Source organism: Enterococcus sp. AZ035 (genome assembly GCF_050548325.1).
Classification (GTDB): Bacteria; Bacillota; Bacilli; order Lactobacillales; family Enterococcaceae; genus Enterococcus; species Enterococcus faecalis.
The window spans coordinates 285,754-310,757 of sequence record NZ_CP172958.1 but is presented as its reverse complement, the minus strand read 5'-3'; the positions used below and the strand labels follow the sequence as shown (position 1 = coordinate 310,757).

At 38.0% G+C, this 25,004-nt stretch carries 21 protein-coding genes and 2 other annotated features; of the genes, 5 read left to right on the top strand and 16 right to left on the bottom strand.

All coding sequences use genetic code 11. From position 1 onward, the window contains the following. Positions 1-12: 12 nt before the first annotated feature. Entirely contained in the window at positions 13-1,785 is a 1,773-nt protein-coding gene (locus tag IGL32_RS01570; RefSeq protein WP_010706745.1) for a PTS mannitol-specific transporter subunit IIBC, read from the bottom strand. A 245-nt stretch (positions 1,786-2,030) separates the two neighbouring features. On the opposite strand from IGL32_RS01570, the gene IGL32_RS01565 reads away from it, so the two are divergent. Further along, on the top strand, positions 2,031-2,126 hold the full coding sequence (locus IGL32_RS01565) for a type I toxin-antitoxin system Fst family toxin (RefSeq protein WP_015543884.1): 96 nt from the start codon (positions 2,031-2,033) through the stop codon (positions 2,124-2,126). Between the two features lie 254 nt (positions 2,127-2,380). Here IGL32_RS01565 and IGL32_RS01560 read toward each other — a convergent pair whose 3' ends face one another. From IGL32_RS01560 to IGL32_RS01550, 3 genes are read right to left on the bottom strand one after another with little or no spacing between them, the layout of a single operon-like run. Beyond that, on the bottom strand, positions 2,381-2,815 hold the full coding sequence (locus IGL32_RS01560) for a PTS sugar transporter subunit IIA (RefSeq protein WP_002358391.1): 435 nt from the start codon (positions 2,813-2,815) through the stop codon (positions 2,381-2,383). A 10-nt stretch (positions 2,816-2,825) separates the two neighbouring features. Continuing rightward, the gene (locus IGL32_RS01555; RefSeq protein ID WP_010777372.1) at positions 2,826-4,859 is read right to left on the bottom strand and encodes a BglG family transcription antiterminator; all 2,034 of its coding nucleotides are present in this window, start codon (positions 4,857-4,859) and stop codon (positions 2,826-2,828) included. After that, on the bottom strand, positions 4,850-6,592 hold the full coding sequence (locus tag IGL32_RS01550) for a PTS transporter subunit EIIC (protein WP_167591320.1): 1,743 nt from the start codon (positions 6,590-6,592) through the stop codon (positions 4,850-4,852). The genes IGL32_RS01555 and IGL32_RS01550 overlap by 10 nt, the downstream gene beginning before the upstream one ends. A 183-nt stretch (positions 6,593-6,775) precedes the next feature. Between IGL32_RS01550 and IGL32_RS01545 the strand changes: the two genes are divergently transcribed. Further along, a complete protein-coding gene (locus IGL32_RS01545; protein ID WP_002379058.1) occupies positions 6,776-7,609 on the top strand; it encodes a Cof-type HAD-IIB family hydrolase in 834 nt (277 codons plus the stop codon). Between the two features lie 42 nt (positions 7,610-7,651). On the opposite strand, the gene IGL32_RS01540 is transcribed toward IGL32_RS01545, so the two are convergent. The 6 genes from IGL32_RS01540 to IGL32_RS01515 all read right to left on the bottom strand — a co-directional run bounded on the left by IGL32_RS01540 (position 7,652) and on the right by IGL32_RS01515 (position 13,155). Then, entirely contained in the window at positions 7,652-8,287 is a 636-nt protein-coding gene (locus IGL32_RS01540) for a nitroreductase family protein (RefSeq protein WP_002358386.1), read from the bottom strand. A 4-nt stretch (positions 8,288-8,291) separates the two neighbouring features. After that, complete coding sequence (locus IGL32_RS01535; RefSeq protein WP_002362972.1) at positions 8,292-8,726, bottom strand: MarR family winged helix-turn-helix transcriptional regulator; 435 nt, start codon at positions 8,724-8,726, stop codon at positions 8,292-8,294. Between the two features lie 151 nt (positions 8,727-8,877). Further along, a complete protein-coding gene (gene nhaC, locus IGL32_RS01530; protein WP_002383673.1) occupies positions 8,878-10,323 on the bottom strand; it encodes a Na+/H+ antiporter NhaC in 1,446 nt (481 codons plus the stop codon). A gap of 89 nt (positions 10,324-10,412) precedes the next feature. Next, positions 10,413-10,588, bottom strand: a binding site (T-box leader). A gap of 282 nt (positions 10,589-10,870) precedes the next feature. Then, on the bottom strand, positions 10,871-11,512 hold the full coding sequence (gene pcp, locus IGL32_RS01525; RefSeq protein ID WP_002379057.1) for a pyroglutamyl-peptidase I: 642 nt from the start codon (positions 11,510-11,512) through the stop codon (positions 10,871-10,873). Between the two features lie 15 nt (positions 11,513-11,527). Next, a complete protein-coding gene (locus IGL32_RS01520) occupies positions 11,528-12,472 on the bottom strand; it encodes a DUF979 domain-containing protein (protein WP_002355267.1) in 945 nt (314 codons plus the stop codon). Continuing rightward, positions 12,469-13,155: a DUF969 domain-containing protein gene (locus IGL32_RS01515; protein WP_002355265.1), complete on the bottom strand. Its 687-nt coding sequence runs from the start codon at positions 13,153-13,155 to the stop codon at positions 12,469-12,471. The genes IGL32_RS01520 and IGL32_RS01515 overlap by 4 nt, the downstream gene beginning before the upstream one ends. Before the next feature lie 192 nt (positions 13,156-13,347). On the opposite strand from IGL32_RS01515, the gene IGL32_RS01510 reads away from it, so the two are divergent. Beyond that, a complete protein-coding gene (locus IGL32_RS01510) occupies positions 13,348-13,863 on the top strand; it encodes an HdeD family acid-resistance protein (RefSeq protein WP_002381189.1) in 516 nt (171 codons plus the stop codon). Positions 13,864-13,878: 15 nt separating this feature from the next. Continuing rightward, the gene (locus IGL32_RS01505) at positions 13,879-15,063 is read left to right on the top strand and encodes an AI-2E family transporter (protein WP_002355262.1); all 1,185 of its coding nucleotides are present in this window, start codon (positions 13,879-13,881) and stop codon (positions 15,061-15,063) included. A gap of 51 nt (positions 15,064-15,114) precedes the next feature. Here IGL32_RS01505 and IGL32_RS01500 read toward each other — a convergent pair whose 3' ends face one another. Together IGL32_RS01500 and IGL32_RS01495 are read right to left on the bottom strand one after the other, a co-directional pair. Further along, a complete protein-coding gene (locus IGL32_RS01500; protein WP_002373195.1) occupies positions 15,115-16,242 on the bottom strand; it encodes a 5-methyltetrahydropteroyltriglutamate--homocysteine S-methyltransferase in 1,128 nt (375 codons plus the stop codon). A 60-nt stretch (positions 16,243-16,302) separates the two neighbouring features. After that, positions 16,303-16,532: a binding site (T-box leader), on the bottom strand. A 117-nt stretch (positions 16,533-16,649) separates the two neighbouring features. Beyond that, complete coding sequence (locus IGL32_RS01495) at positions 16,650-18,023, bottom strand: PcsB-like coiled-coil domain-containing protein (RefSeq protein ID WP_002379055.1); 1,374 nt, start codon at positions 18,021-18,023, stop codon at positions 16,650-16,652. A 185-nt stretch (positions 18,024-18,208) separates the two neighbouring features. Between IGL32_RS01495 and IGL32_RS01490 the strand changes: the two genes are divergently transcribed. Then, the gene (locus IGL32_RS01490; RefSeq protein ID WP_002367870.1) at positions 18,209-18,388 is read left to right on the top strand and encodes a hypothetical protein; all 180 of its coding nucleotides are present in this window, start codon (positions 18,209-18,211) and stop codon (positions 18,386-18,388) included. A gap of 91 nt (positions 18,389-18,479) precedes the next feature. Here the strand turns inward: IGL32_RS01490 and IGL32_RS01485 are convergent, their stop codons facing one another. The 4 genes from IGL32_RS01485 to allD form a co-directional block, all read right to left on the bottom strand. After that, a complete protein-coding gene (locus tag IGL32_RS01485; RefSeq protein WP_025187376.1) occupies positions 18,480-20,774 on the bottom strand; it encodes a WxL domain-containing protein in 2,295 nt (764 codons plus the stop codon). Between the two features lie 447 nt (positions 20,775-21,221). Beyond that, entirely contained in the window at positions 21,222-22,445 is a 1,224-nt protein-coding gene (locus IGL32_RS01480; RefSeq protein WP_002387665.1) for an amidohydrolase family protein, read from the bottom strand. A gap of 24 nt (positions 22,446-22,469) precedes the next feature. Continuing rightward, positions 22,470-23,891, bottom strand: a complete 1,422-nt coding sequence (locus IGL32_RS01475) for a hypothetical protein (RefSeq protein ID WP_002385370.1) — start codon at positions 23,889-23,891, stop codon at positions 22,470-22,472. Further along, on the bottom strand, positions 23,891-24,952 hold the full coding sequence (gene allD / locus IGL32_RS01470) for an ureidoglycolate dehydrogenase (RefSeq protein WP_002387891.1): 1,062 nt from the start codon (positions 24,950-24,952) through the stop codon (positions 23,891-23,893). Before allD ends, IGL32_RS01475 begins: the two co-directional genes overlap by 1 nt. Between the last annotated feature and the right edge of the window lie 52 nt (positions 24,953-25,004).

Here is a 25,004-nt window from a genome sequence, read left to right as displayed (position 1 = left end):
TTTTCTTCCTCTCTAGGCACTTTCTTTTAAGAGCGAAACCACTGTTTCATATTTTTGGGGATTAACCATACTTTTTACTGATAAGTGTGTCGCTTTCGGTGCTTTTTTACGTGCTTGTTCCGTTAGTTCAGCTTTTGTGACAATTAAAGCCTGTGTTTGTTGAGTTAATTCATTAATATTAATTTTTCGAATCGGCATTGAAATTTTCTCTTTATCTAAAATTTCTTCTAAGACTTTCATTCCCATCGTTGCTGACCCGACACGATCATCGTGAACCAAAAGAATCTCATTGACATTTGCTAAATCTCCCTCAATTTCAGAAGCAGGTGTTGCTTTGGAGACTGTTGGTTGTGCGTCGTTTTTTTCTTTGGTACCTGATAGTTCAGCCACAATTTCATCATAACGTGGTGAGTTCAAGAAATTTTCAACTGCTACAAAGGTTGCATTAGGTGCTTTCTGTTTGGCCCGTTCTTGCAATTCCGCTTGTGTGACAATCAATGTATTTCCCTCATCGGTCAAATTATTAATGGCCCGATTTGTCACAGTTTGTACTAAACCAGCCTCTTGGACCTTTTTCCGTAAGATAGACGCACCCATTGCACTAGAGCCCATCCCAGCATCACAAGCAAAAATAATTTGTTGAATTCCTGACAATGAAGCACTACCATTTGTGACAGTTAATCCTTTTGATGCTGCTTTAGCAGCTTGGGTTTCTTTCACTTTTTGGGCAAATTCATCACTTTCTTCTTTCGCATCTGCTTTTAAAATGACTGCGGATACTGCAAAGGAAACAGCAGTTGCTGCCAAAACACCTAAAATAACTGGTAAGTAAGAACCCATTGGTGTCATCGCTAAAATAGCTATAATGGAGCCTGGTGAAGCGGGCGCACGTAAACCAGCATCTAACGTTTGGAAAACCAAACTACCTGTCGCACCACCTGCAATAACCGATAAGAATAATAACGGTTTCATCATTACATATGGGAAGTAAATTTCGTGGATACCACCAAGGAAATGAATAATTATTGCTCCCGGCGCAGAAGATTTTGCCGCACCTTTTCCAAAAAACATAAATGCTAATAAGACACCTAACCCAGGACCAGGGTTTGCTTCTAATAGGAAAAGAATTGATTTACCAGCCGATAAGACTTGTTCTGTCCCTAAGGGTGTTAAAATGCCATGATTAATCGCATTGTTTAAAAAGAGCACTTTTGCCGGTTCAATAAAAATACTCGTTAATGGAATCAAATGAGCATTTAAAATGATTTCCACACCACGTGCCATTGCAGCAGTCAGCGCATCGACAATTGGGCCAATCGCTGAAAAACCAAGTAAAGCTAACGCAAAACCAATCAATCCAGCTGAAAAATTGTTTACTAACATTTCAAAACCAGCTTTAATCCGATGTTGGAAATACTGATCAAATTTCTTAATTGTAAAGCCACCAAGTGGACCCATAATCATGGCACCTAGCATCATCGGAATATCGGTTCCCACAATCACGCCCATTGTCGCAATTGCGCCAACTACGGCACCGCGATCACCTGCTATTACTTTCCCACCAGTGTAGCCAATTAATAATGGAATTAAATAGGTCAACATTGGGCCAACCATCGTGGCAAAGGCTTTATTTGGCAGATATCCATCTGGGATAAATAGCGCTGTCAAAACGCCCCACGCAATCAACGCCCCGATATTGGGCATCACCATGCTAGATAAGGTACTGCCAATTCTTTGGACTTTTGCTTTAATTGATACTTTATTTTTTTCTGGTACTTGTTCCATTTTTATTCCCCTTCTCTCAAGTAACTTTTCTTGTTGACTAAATTGTATCCGCTTTCCAAATCTGGAAAAAGTCGTACTTTGGCACAAACCATTGTGCCAAAAGTTGAAAGAAAAAAGCACGTGTTCTCTAGTTACGAAAACCAGAAAACACGTACTTATTCCATTTATAATAATTTCAATAATAAATGAACAACTTTTTATGCTATACTCAAATTGGCGACTTGCCTCGAAAGGAGGTGCATCACATGTACGAGATTGTCACAAAAATTCTTGTGCCGATTTTTGTCGGGATTGTCCTGAAACTTGTAACCATTTGGTTGGAAAAACAGAACGAGGAATAAACAAGTTGCTTCCAACCGCTGCTGTCTAAACAGCAAAAAAAGACACCCTACCACAATAGGGTGTCTTTTTAGTGCATCCATGCACGACTTTGTCACAAGTTACTTTAAATTTATCATAGGGCCTATTTTTTGTCAAGGAATCTTCTTATCTTTTTTGTTTAATCTATCAAATTAAAATATTTTATTTTTTAATATAAAATTATTTCAATAATTATTGAACATTTCAAATTGAATTGATTTTTTCAGACGTAACTTTAGGCTTGAGCCAGAATTTTTTGCGCTTCATCTATTGTTCGACAATCACTGAGCCGCTGAATGTTTTCGAGATCTGAACAGAAAAAAGCTAATTCTTGAAGCATGCTTAGTTGCCGTTGACTTTTTAAAGCAACGACAAATAACAAAGTAGCTATTTTTCGATCTGCTTCCGTACCAAAGTTGACCCCATCAGGCACTTGAATAAAGCAAATCCCTTCTTTTAAAACTTGTTCATCTTGTCCTTCCGCATGAGGTAATGCCACGAAGTTACCGATATACACACTGACTTTTTGTTGACGTTGATACATTGCTTTGACATAGTCAGGCGTGACCAACTGATTTTTTAGCAGTAATTCACCAGAAGCTGCAAGTGCTTCCTCCCAACTAGCATACGATTGATTCAACATTATTTGCTCCGCTGTAATTTCAAACATCTCTCAACACCTAGCCTTTCATTTCTTCAATTAATAATGACGAAAGCAACTGATAAACAATGGCTTCATTTCCTGAATGAAAAATTTCTGTATTTAAATCATTCATAATAATCGCACCACTGATTTTTCCTAAAATTTTCCCGATTGTTTCATCAATCGGCATCGGCGCTAGCATGAGTAACATACGTTGTAACTGCATCGGCTTTTTATCCATACCTTCAATCATAAGTGGCTGGGCCAGATTAAAAATACAAAAAACAGGCTGTGTCACTGCTGTACTTGAGGTATGGAATAAGGCCATTTCCGTCTGAGGAATCCCAATAGGCGCTTGCTCGTAACGTTTCATCAATTGCTGACAGACGATTGCACTATCGGTGATTAAATCTGCGGAAAGTTGCGCGAGAGCTTGTTGAACGGTTTCTGCTAAATCCGCTTGATTATTTAAATCTGCTATGAAAAATGTTTCTAATAGTTTACTAATTTCTTCCATGAAAGCGACCACCGTTTCGTAGCTTTCTTCGCCACCTATTTTTTTCACAGGCGCTTTCCTAAGCGAGCGTTTTTCGTGACTAATCCGCTTAAACTCTTCTTTCAATTGGCGGATTTCATCGTCTAAAAGTAACGGTGAGATCAATTTATATTTACCATTGTATCCTGGTAATAACGAAGTGGAAATCACTAAGTCATAGTTTTCCTCAACATTCACCTTACCTAAATCCGCAATCCGAAAAAAATGAATCTGGTTGATAAAAGGAAAGTAGCGCCGTAATCGCATTTCCAGCATACTTGTCGAAGCCAAACCGCTAGGAGAAAAACCAGCAATATCAACTTCCATAATTTTGGGACTCCGTTCTAAAGAATTGGCAAAATGAAGCACCATGTAGGCAATTTCCTCTTCCGATAGATTCTTTTGCGGAAAAATTTGCGGCAACGCTTGGCGTAAAGCCGCAGCTATTTCTTGATATTGATTCATGATCCGTTCTAAAATGGGATTCGTTAAATCTTCTTCTTGTAAAACCGCCCGAGAAAAAACACCTGATAAATGCGTCAACAACATTTTATACAAATTGGTATCTTCGAAAAAATTAACTTCCGTTTCTTGACTTACTGCTTCAATCAGTTGTTTCACTTCATAAGCCAGCTGAGTGTCAAAATGTTCATCAAAAAAATCTTCATCAAAAGAATTAGAAAAATCACTTAACAAGCTAGCAAAAAAAACAATCTCACTGACAGCGTATAGTTGTTTCGTTTCAGCAGCGACTTTTGAAAAAAGTCGTTTAGAACAATTTAGAAAGGCCTTATTCATCTGCCCAGTATAGGTCTCATCAGCTAAATAAAAACCTGCAGTGACCCGATCCATCGCAATTGTTAACATTAAAATCAAATGTTGTAATTTGCGATCACTTAATGCTGGAAATAAAGTTTCTACTTCTGGCTGAACAATTTTTTGTGCAAATGCTAAATGTTCTGCATGAATAAACTGAAAGAAAAAATGGTCGTTTGTCGTTAATTCGGTAAAATGAAAAAATTGGTACTCATTAATTTCCATACTTAGAATATTCGCCATTAGAAGACGGCGATATTTTTCAGAACCAGTCACTTCATAACCTTGATTCCGAGCAATCGTCAACGGAATCCGAGCAATCCGTGTTTCTAATTGTTTAATATCGGCATAAAAAGTCGTATTACTAATACAATACGTTTCCAGAAAATAATGCATAGAGACTGGCTCTTTTGTTTGCAGTAATGTCAATAAAATCGCATGTTGCCGCGCCAAAGTAGAAAGTTCCTGTGTCTCTTCTCCTAAAATAGCAGCCTGAATTTCCGTCATCGCTGCTTCATCTGCTTGAATCGAAAAGCGCCCACGAGCTACTTTTTCCAATGTCGCGCCCATCGATGCTAGCGAGGTTTCTAAATTTTCTAATTCACGATATACCGTCCGGCGGCTAACCTTTAACAAATTCATCATGCGGTTTACTGAAACGGGGGTAGGACTATTCACTAATTCCGTTAATAGAACAGTTTCTCTTGTCGTTAAAAACATCTATCAGCTCCTCCTTCCAGCCATTCTTGATACTCTTTCTTATTCAAAAAACTAGTAACTACGTATAAATTTTGTTGCGTTAGATCTAAATGATAGGCTTGCGCCAGTTCACGAGTCACTACGTAGGTTGTCTCCTTGGTAAAAAAGACTGTTTCCAGTGGCTCTTTAGATACTTCAATCGCGACTCCTTGTTTCGCCGCTTGTTGCCGCAATAATTCCATTCCCATTGTTTGCGATCCTCGAACATTCTCGGCATATAAAAAAACAAGCTTCTGTATTTGTTTTGTCGAGTTCGTTTCAGTAGACTCTGAACCAAGTGAAGATTGCTCTTGAGAAGAAGCAGTCAGTTTGGCTAAAACTTGCGGGTAATAGGATTTAATTTCTAAAAAATTTTGAACACTCACCATATCCTTTTCTGGGACGTACTTTTGTGCTAACTGTTTCAATTCTGCTTGAATGACCACTAATGTCTTAGGCTGCCACTTCATCTGATGAACGGACTGGTAAGTCACAGGCATCTCCAAGTTCACAGCTTTTAATTGTCGGCTTAGCAAACTAGCCCCCATGGCACTTGAGCCCATTCCTGCATCACAAACAAATAAAATTTGCTGATAGTTAGGTGTGACTGTTTCCACTTGGTCTTCCTCCTTCATCTTTATCATTGAAACTGGTTCAATTCCTCGTTGACGTTTTAATAACAAGCTTGCTATTGCAAAAGAGCACAGAAAGCTAACAAAAATTCCGCTAAAAACCGCCAGCCTCGCATCAGTCGAGGCATTGGCTAAAATCGCAACCAATGAACCTGGCGAAGCTGGAGCACTTAGACCCACATTAAATATTTGAAAAACAAGCGTACCACTCATTCCTCCAGCAATTACTGCTAAAAATAAGCGCGGGTCCATCAAAACAAACGGAAAATAAATTTCATGAATGCCCCCAATCAGTTGAATCATGGTGGCACCTCCTGCTGTTTTTCGTTGTCCTACAGGCCCAAACAGCAGAAAAGCAACCAAAACGCCCACGCCTGGTCCAGGGTTTGTTTCCAATAGAAATAAAATGGACTGACCTGTTTGACTAGCACCTTCTAAACCTAGAGGCGTTAATAAGCCATGGTTAATCGCATTATTAAAAAATAACACTTTTAAGGGCTCTAAGAAAACGTGAACCAATGGTAAAAGATTGGCTTCAATTAACCAAGAAGAAAATTGATACAGCCAAAAACTAGCGCTTTCAACAGCCGGAGCTACAACCAGAATACCAAAACAGCACAGCAGTCCTCCCACAATTCCTGCTAAAAAGTTTTTAGTCAGCATCTCATAGCCTTCTTTAACTTTCGGTAAGAGAATTTGTTCAATTTTTGCGAAAGTATATCCTGCTAAAGGGCCAATAAACATAGCACCAAACAACTGTGGAACATCTGTGGAAACAATCACGCCCACTGTCGCAATAGCAGCAACAACGCCGCCACGTTGTTCCTCGAACATTTTTCCGCCTGTAAAACCAATTAGAATCGGTAAAACAACTCGAATCATTATCGTTTCGACTTCAGAAAGAGCTAGCCGTAGATTCCCAGTCGTATAGCCAGCCACCAAAGACAATAAGCTCCACGCAATAAAAATACTCAAATTTGGCATAATCATCCCACTCAAACGATGACCAAAACGACGTAAATAGGGAGTTACTTTCACAAACTTATGTTTAAAAAAGAGCGAATGCATTTCTTTTTCCTTCATATTCCTTGTCCCTCGCTCTCTATGTAGATAATTAGAATACTTCTATTATATGAAATTTCACAAAAAAATAGTATAGATTTTTGTAAAATAATTCTTTTATACACCTCACAAGAGAATCCGTTTACATTAATAGAAAAAACTTTTATACTAAAAGAAAGAAACTCTTCGGATTGGAGGCCAATTATGGCAATCAAAGCAATTGTAATGGATATTGATGGCACCTTGTTAACTTCAGAAAAAAAGATTTCACCAAAAACGCGACAAGCATTAGTAGCTGCACAAAAACAAGGCCTATCACTGATTTTGGCTTCTGGCCGCCCGACTAACGGTATGCGGCCCTTAGCAGATGAATTGGAGATGGCTCATTATAATGGACACTTACTTTCCTATAACGGCGCTTGTGTCACCCATCACGGCAGTCAGCAACAACTATTTAATCAGACAATTTCAAAGTCATTGAGTCAACAAATTTTAGAGCATTTGAAACAATTTGACGTAATTCCAATGATTAATGATGAAACATTTATGTATGTCAATGATGTTTTTCATAACACCTTACATTTAGAGACTGGTGATTTTAATATTATTGAATATGAATCACGGGGTGGCAACTTTCAATTATGTGAGTGGCGTGATTTAGCCGCCAGACTAAACTTTCCCTTGAACAAAATTTTAATTGCTGGTGAACCCGCCTATTTACAAAAATATCATGAGGCCATCTACGCGCCTTTCAAAGAAACCGTCACCGCTGCTTTTTCCGCTCCTTTCTATTTTGAATTTACCGCTAAAAATATTGATAAAGCGCGTTCTTTAGAAAAACTAACCCTACAGTTAGGTATAGCTGCTGAAGAAGTAATTGCTTTTGGTGATGGTCACAACGACTATACTATGTTGGAATGGGCCGGCACGGGGATTGCTATGGAAAACGCCGTTGACGAGCTTAAAAGCATCGCAACGGAAGTCACTTTATCCAACGACAATGACGGCATCGCTGTTGCATTAACCAACTTTCTTTAAGAAAGTTGGTTAATGCAAGCGTACGCCGTCATTTTTTATTGCCTATTCAAATGTCGTGATTTTTTCTGGTGCTAAACGAACAGATTCATAACCAGTTTCCATGCCCTTACCCACAGATAAAATCATTACTGGGACATAGCGCTCTTGATCTAAACCAAATGTTTCGGCTAATTTTTCCGCTTCAAAACCACCGATTGGATTTGTTTCATATCCGTGAGCTCGGGCCACTAACATAAATTGCATAGCTGCTAAACTCGCATCAATTTTTACGATGTCATTCATTTGTTCTCTACTTAAACTTTCATAATGGGGAATAATGGCTGCTAATTGTTGGTCCCGCACTTCCTTAGGCATTTTACCACTAGCATAGGCTTGATTGTAAATCTCCTCTCCTCGCTCATGGCAGTTTAAATCACCAAAAATTAAGAGCATTGCAGAAGATGTTTCATTTTGACGCGTATTAAAGCGAATTAAGGGTTTTAATTTTTCTTTGCCTGCTTCACTTTCCACTACGACAAAACGCCATGGCTGCATGTTAACAGAAGAAGGGGCGGTGGTCGCTTCTTGAATCATTGTTAACATTTCTTCATGAGAAATTTTATGGGTTTCATCGTACACCCGAACCGATTTGCGGCCAAAAACAATCTCTGAAAAATCATTCGTTGTATATGTTGTCATTCTATCATACCTCTTTCGTTGTAATGCTTTGATCTAGTTTTGTCAAAAGTTCTTTTAACTGGCGACAGTCGTCCTTTGTAAATGTACTGGGAATAATTTCTGTTACCGTTTGTTGCTTGGCTGTACATTGCTGTAGTTCTTGTTGTGCTTTTTCTGTTAAATGCACTAGCACTTCCCGATTATTTTCTGGATTTCGCTGTCGTGTCACATACTGTTTCTCTTCTAAAATTTTCAAATGGCGAGTGACCGCACCACTATCGATTTTTAAGTGTTCTTGAATCTCCGTTTGAAGACACGGCTGACGTTCTTTTAAAATCATCAGCAACTCATAACGAGTCAAACTCAAGCCAACTTGCTCTTCAAAAACTTTGGTAATTTTTTGATCTAATACCTTTAACTGACATAATAATTGGCTGACTTCCCGTAATGATAACGACATAGTTTCCTCCTTAAAAAGATGACTCGTCAACAATTGACTAGTCAACTATAACTGTTTCTTTCTAAAAATGCAACCTTTTTTACAAGAAAAATAGAACAATTGACAGGGAGAAACTACAGTATTCCCCATCAACTGTTCTATTTTAATCAATCTATTTTTCGGTAACAGGTTCTGCTGATAGCCGCTTAATTCCTAAACCAGTAAATGCACTGACCATTGAGAAGACAGGCGATAATAAGCTAAAGAAAACAAATGGTAAGTAAGTCAACGTTGGTACGCCAAAGGTCCCCGCTACGAAGCTACCTGCAATCCCCCAAGGAATGAGGTAGTTAATAACCGTCCCACCATCCTCCAAGGTTCTGCCTAAAACAGTCGGATCCAAGCCTTCTTTTTTGTAAACTTCTTTAAAGGCATTCCCTGGTAAAATAACCGATAGGAATTGTTCACCAATAAAAATATTTACGCCAATTCCTGTTAATAACGTTGATAAAATCAATTTCGGTGTACTGCTCATTTTCTGCGAAACAACTTCCATGACCGCAGAAATCAATCCTAATTCCATTAATAAGCCACCTAGAGACAACGTTAGAATAATAAGTGCCACAGTCGGCATCATACTCATAATCCCGCCACGACTTAATAATTGATCAATTTGTGCGTTCCCCGTTTGAGAAACAAACCCATTTTCCAACGTGTTTCCTAATGCCTGCAACGATACTTTCGGATTTTGAATAATAATCATAATTACTGCCACAATAATGTTTAACAAAATCGTGATAATCGCTGGAATTTTGCGCCAGGCACAGATTAACATTAAGGCTAATGGTAACAATGACCAAATTGAAATGGTAAAGTGGTCTTCCAATACTTGAATAACTTGAACTACTTCTGTCAGACTTGTATTCGCGTACGTTTGTCCTAAAATCATAAACAAGATTAAAGAGACGATAAATGCTGGTACAGTCGACCACATCAAGTTTTTTATATGTTTAAACAAATCCGCTTCAACAATCGCTGCGGCTAAGTTTGTTGATTCTGATAAAGGTGACATTTTATCACCAAAAACTGAACCAGAAACAATCGCACCCACAACTAAAGCAGGATTTAACCCTAAGGTACTGCCAATACCGAAAAAGGCAATTCCAATTGTTGACATCACTGTAAAAGCACTACCTACTGCACTGCCGACAATCGCACAGACAATAAAAACTGACGGCACAAACCATTTAACACTAATCATTTTAAAACCAAAAACCATAATCGTTGGAATAATTCCAGCTTGAATCCAAACGGCAATCAATGCCCCCACTAAAATGAAAATAAAAATTGGAATAATTCCTGGCTTCAAGCCATCAACAATCCCTTTATGCATTTGATCAAATGGTACTTTACGAAACATTGCGTAGCCTAAAATCAATGCAATCACAAACAAAATAGTAATATTTGGCGATATCTTTAAGCCAATTACTCCTGTTGCAATAGCTGCCACAATAATTAATAATACGATACTTGCTTCTCGAACACTCACGGTCTTCTTTTTCTGTTTTTCTTTCATTTCGTTACTCTCCTCTAATCTTTTTTCTGAATACTCTGACATTAAAGGATCTTATGATAACGAATAACCCCTCCACAACTCATTGAAAACGCCTCCTAAAGCTACATAAAAAGAGAGATTCATCCTTAAAGAATAAGGACGAATCTCTCCGCGGTACCACCTTAATTAGAAGCTTACTTGCTTCTCGCTTATGTATTATGTAATTGTTACTACTTATTAGTGTAATTCACAAATAGACTTGATCGATTCGCAGCAACCATCGACTTTCTGAACAAAACATCTATTTCCTACTGGGCTAATAATTTATGAATCTCAATATACCAAGAAGAAACCGACTTGTCAACGAAAATAGTATAAAAAATTTTTTTCACACGCCAACAAAAATTACTTTTTCTTTTTGTAAAAATAGAAAGAGGTCGGGACAGCAGCGTTTAACTCCGAGAAATAAGAAGGAATTTCCGAAAATTGTTCTTTAATTTTTGGAGAATTTCGGCTTATTTCCGAAGGAGTTGCTTCTGTTCCCGCCGTTTATCAGTTTTTGAGCGTGGAACAAAAATCCAAAGTGATTTTTGTTCCACGCTCCTGTTAATTAATGGGTTGTGCCACCTTGTAGTTGAATATCTTCTTGCGTTTTTACTGCTGCTTCAATCATATAGAACAAAGAATCTGTGATTGCTTCTAATGACATAGAAGCAAACGTTGGTTTATCAATTGTTTGTTCTGGTAGGAACGGAACATGAATAAATCCGCCACGAATAGTTGGATATTTAGTGTTAATTAAGTGTAGTAAGTGATACATAATATCATTACATACAAAGGTTCCTGCTGTATAAGAAATCGCTGCAGGTAATTGATGGTCATGACAATTTTTTACCATCGCTTTAATCGGTAAATTTGTAAAATAGGCTGTTGCTCCATCTTCAACCAACGGCACATCGCTTGGTTGTTGTCCTGCATTATCCGGGATACGCGCTTCCGCTAAATTAATCGCCACTTTTTCAACAGTGACTGTTTCGCGGCCGCCTGCTTGTCCAACACAAATCACCATATCTGGTTGATGGGTTTCAATTGCTTCAGCCACTTTTTCACCACTAGTGCCAAAAACAGTTGGCACCTCAACTTTAATAATTTCAGCTCCTGCAATTTCAGCAGGTAATTTTTTGACTGCTTCAAAGGCAGGATTGATTGCTTCTCCTCCAAATGGATCAAAGCCAGTAACGACAACTTTCATTTCGATCATCCTTTCTTATTTGAATAGAATCATATAAACAATTTGGAAAATTAACATGAAAAGTGCAATCGGCAATTGATTTTTAATGACGCCGTACTTATCTTTCATTTCCAACATGGCTACAGGTACGATATTAAAGTTCGCAGCCATCGGTGTTAACAGTGTACCACAAAAACCACATGTTAAGGCAACCATCCCAACTAATGCGGGATCTGCACCTAAAGAAAAGACAAACGGCACACCAATTCCGACTGTCATCACGGTTATTGCTGCAAAGGCATTGCCCATGATAGCCGTAAAAATAACCATTCCCACAGCATAAATAATAATCCCTACATTGACATTTCCTGCTGGTACTACGGCACTAACCCCTTTTGAAATAATCTCACCAACACCAGCGCTAGTAAAAACAGCACCTAAACAAGCTAACAGCATTGGCAACGTACTAAGAGGACCGACTGTTTCTAACATTTCCGCCGCATCATCAAAAAATACTTTCGGCGTATTATTTTTAGAAAAGAACATCATGATGAAAATCGCTACAAAGACACCAACACCGACACCGACTAAAGCTCCTAAAGTAGTCAATGTGGCAAAAAGAATTGCAAAAACCCCGATACTTAGTGCGGGAATAAAAATCTTCATTCCTAATTTTTGAGACATTTTTTCCATGTATTCTTTCGAAGGTAAGCGACTTTCTCCTTTTGTCACTTTTTGAAGAATTGCCGGAATTGTCATCACAAAAATAAGTACGCCACAGGCAACTGGTGGAATAAACCGACCAAAACCGATTAAGATTCCTAAAATTCCCCAGAATAAACTAGTCCCATACGCATGTTGATTGGTTTTATCACGAAAACTACGAAAACTCGTATATAACAAGATAATCCCCATAAAAATGTAAAGGACTTCCAATAACTTTGCACTCAAATCAATACTTGGATCTGTGAAAAAACTCATTTCAGTCCCTCCTGTCCATAATATTTTTTACGTAATCTTTTTTCTTTTAAAGTAAAGTAAATACTTGCCGAAATTAAGGCAACTAAGGCGACTGGTACTTCCACTAAAGCCAGTTTACCTAATGTCACTTCATAGCCTAAATCTTTCAATGTTGATTGAACAAGCAATGCCCCAGCCCCACCAACAAACAAAACTTGACCAAAGAACCAACAGATATTTTCCATGGCTGAAGCCATCCCTTTTAGTTCTTCTTCATACTCTGGCACCATTGGTAAATTTTTTGATTCAATTGTTCCTAACGCCATTGGCAAAATAATCGGACGCACAAAACCTGCTACCCCACCGAAACTTACGTTAAAAGCGGCGAAGATAATCCGAAAGACACCATAAATGTCAATAATCACACCAGCAGATACCTTTTTGAATCGTTTAATCAACGTAGCTGCTGACTCTTTCAAGCCATTTCTTTCTAACGTTCCTGTTGCTAACATAATAATAATAAAGATAGCCATGCCTCGATTATTCACAAAGGTTGTTCCTAGTGTTTCTAGCATTGATGTCAAACCAAGCCCGCCAGTAAAAGCCGTCACTATTAAAGCAACCATCACAATCAAGATAGCATCAAATTTCAATGCGAAGCCGACAATGACGATCAATACGCCTAATAAAGGTAATAAATCCATCAAATCTCTCCTTCTTAAAATAAAATTTCACTTTCCATTATATGCCAATTTTCGCTCATTTGTAAGACTTTTTTAATTTTTAATGTTATTTTTTCTAAAGACACAGTTTCCAACACTTTTTAGAGCTACCACTCGCACTTTTTTCTTTTTTCCGCTAGAATAAAAGAAACAATAACATTGAGGAGGATTTTTATGTTCCAAACTTTTAGAGAAAATTTTCGGCGCCATACCCTATTGCGCGACGCCGTCTTTATCGTTATCGGAAGTGCCATTGTCTTTAATCCCGGTGCTTTCTTCCAGTTCGTCGGTTATTTAATTGCTGGTTATTTGATGCTTTTAGGGTTAATTAATATTTATGATGACTACAAAATAAAAAAACAAACGGGTAGCTGGGGACTTGGTTTCGTAACAGGTTTAATCTTTGTCGTCTTAGCAGTAGCCTTTTTATTTTTTGCACCAGTGATCGTTTCGATTCTGCCGTTTTTATTAGGTATTAGCATTGTTATAAACGGCCTCGTTCAATTGACTTTTGCTTTAAATACTCGTCAAACAGGCGCGCTTATCTACAGTATTCTGGTTTTAATCGCTGGAGCCGTTTTAGTTTTTAATCCCTTCAAAAGTCTCTTAGTTTTGATGCAAGTCTTTGGATTTATCCTGATTTTCATGGGTGTCATTGAAATTATTGGTCATTTTAGAAATAAAGCTTAACGAAAGGAGCAACTTATGGATAAAGAAAGTACCAAGTGGATCCGCTTTTTAGGTGGGAAAAATTTACTTTACACATTAACTATCCTTTGTCTAATTGCTGTAACTATCTTTTTATTCAACACTGTTTCATTTATCTTTAAACCAATTTTTGTTATTTTTAGTGCCGTCTTAGGCCCTGTACTTTTTGGTATTATTCTATTTTATTTGCTTAATCCAATGGTGAAACGCCTTGAGAAAAAAATTCCCCGTGTTTGGGCGATTGCGATTCTCTATGTCTTAATTATTGCATTACTAGTGTTAGCTGGACTGCAACTTTTCCCAATTATCCAAGACCAAACGGAAGAATTAATCAAACAATTCCCAAGTTTTTGGAAAAGCACGCTCCAAACAGTACAAGAATTTATGGCTAAAACACCTTTTGCAAAAGATTTAGAATCTGCTAATGAGTCGATTAATCAGCTCTGGGGCAAACTTGCAAACTCCTTTAAAGACTTTGCAGGGGATTACCTACAAACAGGCGCACAAGGTCTGGGAAGCGTCTTTTCTGCAGTCTCTTCTACTTTCCTAACCTTGTTTACAGGACCTATCATCGCCTTTTTCCTTTTAAAAGACAAAGAAAAGTTTTATCGCTTTGTAAAAGGCATCATTCCCCCAGCTTTTCGTCCTGATTTTGACGAATATAGCCAAATTGCCAACATTCAAATTGGCGATTATCTAAAAGGTCAAGTCATTGCTTCGTTGGTTTTAGGGATTATGTATTGGCCAGCTTTTCTATTAATTGGTTTACAATTTGGTAGCATTTTAGCTTTAGCTGCGGGTATTTTATGTATTATTCCTTATATCGGGCCATTTATTGCCTTTATTCCAGGATTGATTATTGCCTTTCAGGATTCCACATTTATGGTAGTAAAATTCGTTATCGTCTGGTTTGCCATCCAATTGATTCATGGTGATTTTGTTATTCCTCGTGTGATGGGCGATAAATTAAAAGTCCATCCGATTACTATTTTACTTGTCTTGTTAGTTATGGGTGAACTGTTTGGTTTAATGGGCGTTATTTTTGGGATTCCAATGTATTGCCTAGTTAAAGTGACAGTCATTTATTTATTCCGCAAATTCAAACAACGCTATAACCGCTTTTATGGTGACAACGGCGAGTATGAACACACGAATTTTACTAAAGATCAATATTTAAAATAATACAATGAAAAAACTGGGACATAAGCCGTTTAGACTTATGTCCCAGTTTTTTTACCATACTTCTCTAGCAATTTCTTGAAGTAATTGAACTTTGCGCCATTGTTCTTTCTCCGTCAAACGATTTCCTTCTTCCGTTGAAGCAAAACCGCATTGCGGACTAATACTTAAGTTTTCTAAAGGAACAAACTGTTGGGCTTCTTCAATTCGTGCTTTCACTTGTTCAGTCTCTTCTAATTCAGGAAACTTAGAAGTAACTAAACCTAAAACGACTTTGCTGCCATTATTTTGCCAATGTCTTAATGGTGAAAAGTCCCCTGCACGATCTGAGTCATATTCCAAGAAGAAACCATCATAATTCGTAGCAAATAATTCTTTTGCTATCGGTTCATAACCACCTGAAAATAACCAAGACGAAGCATGGTTCCCACGGCAAATGTGTGTGGTTACCGTTAAATCTTCTGGCTTGCCAGCTAAGGCTTCATTAATAATCGTGGTGCACACTTGTGCAATTTCCTCTGGCTGTATTCCTTTTGCTCGTAATTCTTCTTGTTTTGTCTGATCCGCTAGAAACGCCCAATTTGTATCATCAAATTGCAAATAACGGCAACCTCTCTCGTAAAAGGCCGCAATTGCGTCTTTATATGTTTGTGCTAAATCCTTATAAAAAGCACCAATCTCTGGATAAATTGTTTGAATGCGCGAGGTGCCATCGTTAGATAAAATTTCTTGACGTAAAATCATGGTCGGACTAGGGATCGTTGCTTTGGCTACCGTGCCATCACCAACTTCCACCACCTCTTTTAAAAATGAAAAGTCCTCTAAAAATGGATGTTGCGTAGGAAAAGATATTTTATCCACTACGCGGATATTATAGGCCGGAGCTGCTTTTCCATGAAAGGTTTGGTTATACCCCGTTTCTGGGATATAGCCTGTCACACCATTTAATCCTTCTAAGAAATCAATATGCCAAAAACCGCGACGAAATTCACCATCTGTGATTCCCCGTAAGCCGCCAGCTTTTTGTTTTGCTACTAATGCTTTGATTTCCTCATCTTCAATAAGACGTAGCTCTGCTTGAGATAAAGCACCTGCTTGGACCTTTTTCCGTGCTTTCTTAATTGTTTCCGGACGTAAAAAACTTCCCACATGATCAACTGTAAAAGGAATCTGACTACTCATTTGCCTCACTCTTTCCTATTTTTATTTATAAAAAAACGCCCTTTTACTAGCCGTAACTAGTAAAAGGGCGATTATTATCGCGGTACCACCTTTTTTCGGAAAGATGACTCTTTCCCTTCAACTGACAATCATAATCAGCGGTCTTGTTAACGAAAGACATTACGTTTTTGCCTACGTTTCGACAAAAATTCCTCCTAGGCCATTTTTCGATACAGACATCTAACTTTTTTCACCAACCAAAGTCTCTCTACCAGCTGTCTTGTACTTACTTTCCTATTCAACGGAAATTATTAGATTATAATTAGAATACCACGTTTAGCAAATTTGTCAACGGAGACGGATGAAATAGTAATGAAAAAAGCAGCTTCTTTTCAGAAGCTGCTTACGTCTATTTTTATCATTGCTGATTAGGCTGAGTGTCCTACGATTGTGCTACCTGAGTAACCAAAACCGACACGCGTAATACCTGGGTTAATTTCCCAATCACGGTGACCGCTTCCTGAAGCTGTTACCATGTTTGTTTCATTGTACCACGCCATGATTACTGAGTTACCTGGCGCCCACATAATTGCGATAACTTCATCTCCACGAGACCAGTGATCATTTGGAATGCCACCTGCTTCAACTTGTGCTGCACGAGCAGTTGCAGAAGCTGCCAAACCTGCATCCCATACTACTGGACGTAAACCTAATGATTGACGTAGAACGTTCAATGCATTGATTGTTGGATCAGCAGAAGGCGCTGGTGTTGGTTCTGGTGCTGGTGTTGGTTCTGGTGTTGGTGTAACTGTTCCACCACCAGTTTGGCCACCATTATTTCCATTATCACTTGGTGTTGTAGGTTGTACTGGTTGTTCTGATGAAGAAGAGCCAGTATTTTCTGTTGCACTATTATCTGTACTTGGTGTAGTTGTTTCAGTTGTTTGTTGCGTGCTTGATTCAGTTGCTGAGCTTGAGCTTGCTGGTGCTTGCGCTTCTGTTGTTGAAGAAGAGGCAACTGGTGCTTCTGCTTTTACTTCAGCTTTAGCTTGAACTGGTTTTGCAGCAGCTTGTTTAGCTTTTTCAGCTGCAGCTTTTTGTTCAGCAGCTAAGCGTGCTTGCTCTGCTTCAGCAGCTGCTTTTTGTTTTTCTAAGCCAGCTTTAGAACTTTCAGCTGATGATTGTTCTAATGCTAATGAAGCTTTCATTACGTTTAATTCAGATTGTTTAGAAAGTAAATCTTGACGTTTTGTTTCTAATTCAGCTTCTGTTGCTTCAAGTTGTTTCATTTTTTTCTCGTTTTCAGCTTTTTTATCAACAACGGCTTGTTTATCTTCTTTTTGTTGTTGCATTAAGTCGTTGTTGGCACTTACGATTGTTGAAACAGCTTGAACACGGCTGATTGCATCTGCAACTGAGTCCGCATCTAAAACTGCATCTAGCATTGTTGTGCTTTGTCCATTAACTTGAACATCACGTGCTTGATTTTTGATTGCTTCGTTACGTTTTTCAATACGTTGATTCAAGTTTGTAATTTCTTGTTGTAATTGTTCTGATTTTGCTTTTAGTGTTTGCTTTTGTTCACGTAAAGCCATGCTTTCATCAAATACTGAAGATACTTCTGCTTCTAAAGAAGATACTTGTGAAGCTAAATCCCCTTGTTTTGCTTTTAATGATGAAATTTCTTGATTTTTTTCTTCAATTTTTTTATCAACATTGTCCGCCAAAGCGATGCTTGGGGTAGCAATTGCTGATAGCGTTAATGAACATAGTAATACTGATGCAAATAGACGTTTCTTCACTTGTCATTCCTCCGAATTAATTTCTAAAGTTTATTTAAAATATCTTAATCTTTTCTTACGACAAAAACATTCTACCACACCCATATTTCAATTAAGCAATAGAAATGTTACAAAAACATTTCAGATCACTCCTTCTTTCTCCATAATAGGTAAACTTACCTTTTGTAAGGCTTTTACACCTTGTCATGACTGGTTTTCACGTGTTTTCAATTGTTAAACAATTCTTCGATTTTTTTTCATATTTTTTCTTTTTTTATTCAAATTTTGCTTCTTTTTTGTCGATATATGCTTTTTTTCGTAAAATTAATCATTTTTCCTTCTTTTTAGCAAACGTTTTTGTTACAAAATTCGTTATATTTTGGTAATGAACCAAGAAAAAGGCCGCTTCGTTGAGCCGCCTTTTATTATTTCTATGCAATGTTTTTGATCAAACTATTCAACTTATTTTTTATGGACTTATGGGCCTGTCACTAAATTCCAAGTCACCATTGCTTGATAAGCTTGATCTTTTCTACCTTGATTTGCTGGAATTTCTAATTTGATTTGATCAAAAGAAAAATCAAATTGATAAACATCACTTTCGTCAAACTGACCATTGGCAACAATATGGCTAGCTACACCGTTGGCAACTAATTGAATAGCGGTTGTTTTGCCAAGAGCAACTTTAGTTTCCGTTGGTTGATTGTACTGAATAAAACCTGAAACATTGGTTGTTCCTAACAATAACTTTGTCATTGATGATAGTTGATCCACTCTTCCTTCAAAGGGGGATAGTTCTGCAGTTAGTGCCCAATTGGGTTGTGATTTTTTCAAACGTAAATATGGATTTTCCTGACCATTTTCATAATAATCTGCTGCCTGCTTTAAACCATGTTGCTGCGTGTTGCTAGAAATGGCGACTTTGCCAAAATCAAAAGTTGGTGTGCTGATAAAACCTTCCTCATCTGGTGCCACAATTTCTTGATTTTTAGGTTGGATTCTGACAGTATCAGCTGCGTGAACAGCAGAAAAATTTCCATTCATTTCAACAGCCGCTTGTAACACTTGATCTGGTTCACCTGTAGCAATTGTTGTCATCATAATAGTTGCTGTCTGACCAATAGGCACTTCCGTATTTAAAGCAATGCCAACTCGCCAATTTTCATCAGTAATAGGAACAATTTTGTTTGGTTCAGATCCAACACGAATCGTGACTTGGATTGGCCGAGCTAGACCTGGTGACCAACCACTTGCTGGCTTTAAGTTTATTTTTTTTAACGGTACTTCTCCCACATTTGTAAGCATAATCTGCCAAATTTGTATATAACCACTTGGCATGACTTTGACTAGTCCTTCTATTTGCATTTCAGCTTTTGCAGTTATTTCCTTATACACTGCTGTAATAGCGTTCATTTCATTAAAAACAGGGGAGTTTATGGGTCGCTTCGTTTTTTCTAAGCTCTCTTGTTTTGTTTTATCTTGATACCAACCTTGATATAAATAAGTTTTACCGTTAACGCTGTATTGTTGTGGCAGTTTTTTTCCAGCTAAATAGCGAAAGCCATCCGTAGTTATTGGTTGTTGGTGATCCTGAATAAAATCAGATGGTGGTGCAATTTCAACACCATTGACATCCTCAAATGTATAATTTTTTTGAGGTATCTCCTTATAGACAACAGTTAAATCATCATTGTCGTCATAGGTAATATCATAACTGGGCGTTACGCTTTTTTCTAAATTTTCAGGTTTCGTTTTCCCTTTATACCATCCTTGAAATTGATACGTTTTTGAGTCAATTTCATAGCTACTTGGCAAAAGATCTTTCTGTTTAAAGGTGTAAGGGTCACGCTCAATAAGTGTTTGCTTTCCTTGTCTAAACCCCGGTGGTGGAGGGATTGGTTTCCCTTGAGTATCCACAAAATGTTCTGTCACTTTGCGATTGGTAACATGATAATAAACCGGCCCTGAAAATTTAAAGTAATTCAATAGCCCAGATTGATTCGATGAATCAACCTTCACTTGGTTGTACAAAGGAACGATTAGTTTTTGGCTCTCGCTAATGTTAAACGTTACTCCTGTTTTCTGACTATATTGTTGTGCAGACATTTTTTCCAATTCAAATTGCGAAATTGTTGTTGGATATTGGTTTCCTGATGCGTCGGAAATAGTTGGCAGCGGATAATCGGGATCAATTTCCCCTTTCTTATTGTATAAGCTTAAAGAAGTATAATATCTTGGTAAAAAAAATGTTTGATTACTCGCTGCAAGCACCGTTGACATGTCGGAATAGACGGCTACTTTCTCACTTGGAATTACCACTTCTTTTAAATTAGCCACTGTAGATGCTGTCACTGGTTGACTTTCACCTTCCCACACATTTATGCCATTTGGGGAATTGCCTTGCCAACTATGATACTGTAGAAGGATCTCATTGGCGTTTACTGGCTGCCCCTCTTCATTAATAAATCCATAACGATAAGTTAGGTTAGGCGTCTCAATTCTTTCTCTAATCGTTTGACTTGTAACATTAGCCTCATTATCGATTAACTCACTTTTTGACAATGCTAGTGGTTCTTCATCATGTAGTTTATCCTTTGTCTGTGGTTGTTCACTTTCGGCTTTTTCTGCTGTTAATGAATGATTGGTTCCTTCTCTTACTTGTTTTGTACTTGGTAATGTTTCTGCAAAAACAGTTGTCTGTATTAGTATGGGGAATACTAATATATGGCAGATGCCCGTTACTATCAATTCTTTCCATTTACTTCGCTTCATATTGTCCCTTCTTTCTAAAGAACAATCCAACAATTCTTAGTTAACTAAACATTAAGACACTAAACTTAGCAGAATGATCACTTACCATTTTCAGCAACAGTCTTGTCTTGTGGTATCGGTTTCATTTTTCTTTATACTTTGGATCATTCACTTGTTTCAGCGCTATTCGTCCAATACTTCTTTTTACTAACCAGTTATAACTAGTTTAGCAAAAAAGAATAATTTCTGAAATTCCGAATTTTAAACAGATAGGAGCATTTCCTGAAGATTCTATATATATCAAGGAAAATCGACCAAAAATAAACTGAAAATAAACTTTTCAATAGAGAATCATAGCTAAAACAGGATAAATTAATCATATTTTCACCTTCCTAGCTTTACCTTTATCAAAAAAAGCTCAAAATGTTAGTTTTGACAACTAACATTTTGAGCTTTTTGTTTTTTTTCTTAACGAATGATTTCGACTTTTTTGTCTGTCTTGACTGTAACACGGCCGTTTTTAATAACATATAACCGTTCTGGAATATCAATAATCGCATGTTCAACCACTTTTGTGTCTAATAAGACTAAATCTGCTTTATTCCCAACTGCGACACCGTATCCTTCTAGTCCCATCGCACGAGCAGGACTTGTTGTTACCATTGGTAGCACTGTTTTTAAGTCATCCGCTCCACCTAGGTGCCCAACAGGAATGGCTAACATCGCTGTTTGAACAATATCCCCTGTGCCATATGGTGTAAAAGCATTGCGAATATTATTCGTAGCAATACAGACATTCACGCCACCATCGCGTAATTTACGGATTGGCGTAACCGCACGTCGAACATTGTACTGATCACCACGAGCCCCTAAATGTAAATCCGTTGCTGGTAAAGCCATCACGCTAATATTTGCTTCCGCCATTTTTGCAATAATAGGCGCCAATTCTGCTTCAGGTAAGGCATGCAATGCCGTTAAGTGGCCCACTGAAACACGGCCTTGGTAGCCTTCAGCGATGGTTTTTTCACATAAATATTCAATACTCATATCATCAGCTTCATCGGCAAAATCTTGGTGTAAATCTACATCTTTATCATATTTTTTAGCAATTTCAAACACTAAATCAATATGTTCTTTCGCTGGTGCATCATTATAAGGAATACCGCCGACAACGTCTGCGCCCATATCCATTACTTCATACATCATTTGTTCTGTTCCAGGGGCTTTAAAAATTCCTTCTTGCGGAAACGCAACTACTTGCATGTCAATTAACTCTTTGTATTCTTCTTTCAAACGCATAATTGTTTTGAAGCCAGTAAAACCTTGCGCTGGGTCAAATTCTGCATGCGTTCTTAACGCCGTGGTCCCATGAACGATTAACATTTCTAAAGCACGTTTGGCACGGTCGTAAATGTCTTCTTCGGTAAATGTTGGTTTTAATTCTGCGGTTACTTCAATTGCTTCTTTCAACGTACCTGATTTATTTGGTTTACGATCAGCGATTAATGCCTTGTCCAAATGTAAATGGCTTTCTACAAAACCTGGGATTAAAACACGACCATCTGCTTCGATGACTTCTTTGGCATCGCCAGTAATAACTGGGGCGATTTCAATGATTTTACCTTCTTTAATAGCTACATCTTGTAATGCTTCACCGTCTTGAAGACGAACTTGTTTAATTAATAAATCCATGTTTTCCACTCCCTAAATTGTTTTTTATCCAAAGATTAAACCGATAACTAATAATAGTACAGAGGCAATACTTAACCATTTCACGTTTCCTTTAACAACATCCAAAATTGGAATTTGGAAGCCTGAAGATAAAGCTTGCATAGTAATATTAACGAAACTCATTTGACTACCTAAACCAACACCCATTGCTACAAAACCTAATGCTAACGGCGGGAAGTTCAACGATACAGCAACTGGTAGCACTAAAGTTAAAACAGAACCTACGTAGGCCCCAGCTGGAATCCCAATTAAAATCCCTGTTAAAATGGCAACTGGCACGACAATAAAGGCTGGTGCATTTTCAGCAACACCTGCGATTACAGCAAACGTTCCTGTTTGTGCAATAACATTAATAAAGGCTAAGAAAATCCCTACTTGGAATAAACGAGTCAAAATATATGTAGACCCATCTACCATCGCTTCGACAGATTTGTTCATTGAGAAATCTGTACATAAGAAAATTAAAACTAATGTTAAAATCATGTATACAAGTGGCGTAAAGAAGGCAAAACCAATTAAATCATTCACAATTGGTCCAAAAATTACAGCAAACAATAAGAAAATGGCTGGCAAGGTAATTTTAAATAGTTCACCATTGCTCTTTTTATCAAATTCATCATCTGCCGACTCTTTAAAGCCAACATTTCTATGTTTCGTTCCCCAAAAGGCTAACACAATCGCTAATGCTACGAAGAATAACCAGTAAGGTCGCATGGTTGAAACATATGAACCGACACTGATATCGCCTAATTTTGAAACAATACTTGATTCTAATGAAGCGGGTGATGTTGTAAATGATACCGCAGCAGCTAAAGACATTGCTGCAATTAATTCAGGAACAACGCCAACTGCAGCAAAGGCCAATGGCGCAATAACCATCGCACTTCCGCCACCAATTCCTGACATATATGTGGCTGCGGCTAATAAGATAACAATAAAAGCTGAAACATACTCGACTTTTCCTTTTGTGCCTCGTTTGGCTAAAGTTAATGCAGCTGAATAACTACCTGCTTTAAAGACCGCCATCGCAACAGCTGAATTAATGATGGGAACGGTAATTCCTAACATCATCGGGATAGCTTCCAACATCTGTTTATTCGCTTCTTCTAGTCCAATACCACCAATCAGCATCGCTAAGACGCCACCAATTAAACCAGCGATAATCATATCGACTTTCATAAACAATAGAACCAAAACAACAATCAATGGAATAATCACAACTAATGCCATGATTCCTGTCGGGGCAACTACATCCCCAATCTCATCAGCAAAGGCCGCAACTGGCACAAAAATACTAACTAAGAATGCAAAAATAAGTGCTACTTTTGACGATTTTTTCATCTTACTTTCCTCCAATAGAAAGAAGGCGAGAGCAACGCAGTAGCGAATACTCTCTGCGCTCCTCATTATTTGGCAAAGGCACCTTGCCCGCCATATTTATCGTAATGTACAATCTCACTAACTAAATAATCATAAATACTTTGTGGAATTTCAATGCCTTCTGACATGGCTTTTTGATAGTTTAGCTGACCAATTTCTCCTGGATAGTAAACTTGTTGAAACCCTTCTGCTGTAGGCACACAATGAAGTTCTTCCACCATTTGATTAATATTTTCTTTAAATCGTTCAGAATCTGTAAAGCGGCTTGGATCAATGACTAAAAACATCTGACCCAGATTCCGTTTCTCCGTTAAATCCGCATACATGGAGCTGACATGTTTGCCAAAAGGTAAGCCTAACAACGAACCAGCTAAGACATCGACCATCATCATTAGTCCATATCCTTTTGGTCCTGAAATCGGCAATAAACCTCGTACTTCATAAGGATCAGTCGTTGGCTGGCCTTTTTCGTCTACTGCCCATGTGTCGGGAATTTCAACATCTCTTGAACGTGCATCTAAAATTTTCCCCCACGCCTGTACTGTCGTAGCCATATCAAACACGACTGGTTCATGACCTGCTCTAGGTGCTGCAAAAGCGATTGGATTTGTCCCAAAATAATTGCTTGTACCACCAAACGGTACCACCATTGGATCAGATTGACACATCGAAAGAGCAACCATGCCTTGTTCCGCTGCTTTTTTAACATAATACGATAACGTCCCGCTATGACTCGTTTGAGAAACGCCAACATATGCTAACCCTGATTCTTTGGCTAGGTCAACTGCAGCAGCTAATGCTTCGTTACAAACAAATTGACCCACGCCATTATCGCCATGAAAAATGGCAGTGGACGGTCCAGTTTTTTCAAATGATAATTCGGGGTCAATCGTGATCCCGCCTTTTGCAATCCGTTCCGCATAATAATCCATACGAACCGCCCCGTGTGAATGAATACCGCTAGCATCTGCAAAAGTTAAATGTCGAGCAACTTCTTCGGCATGTTCAGAATGTAAACCAGCAGCTTCTAATTTTTGTTTCATCAGCTTTTCTAATTTTTCCGGTGTAACGACAACCATTTCTTCCATTGCGCTTGCTCCTTTATCATTAATCTTAAAAAAGGGAAAGAAAACAAGTGAT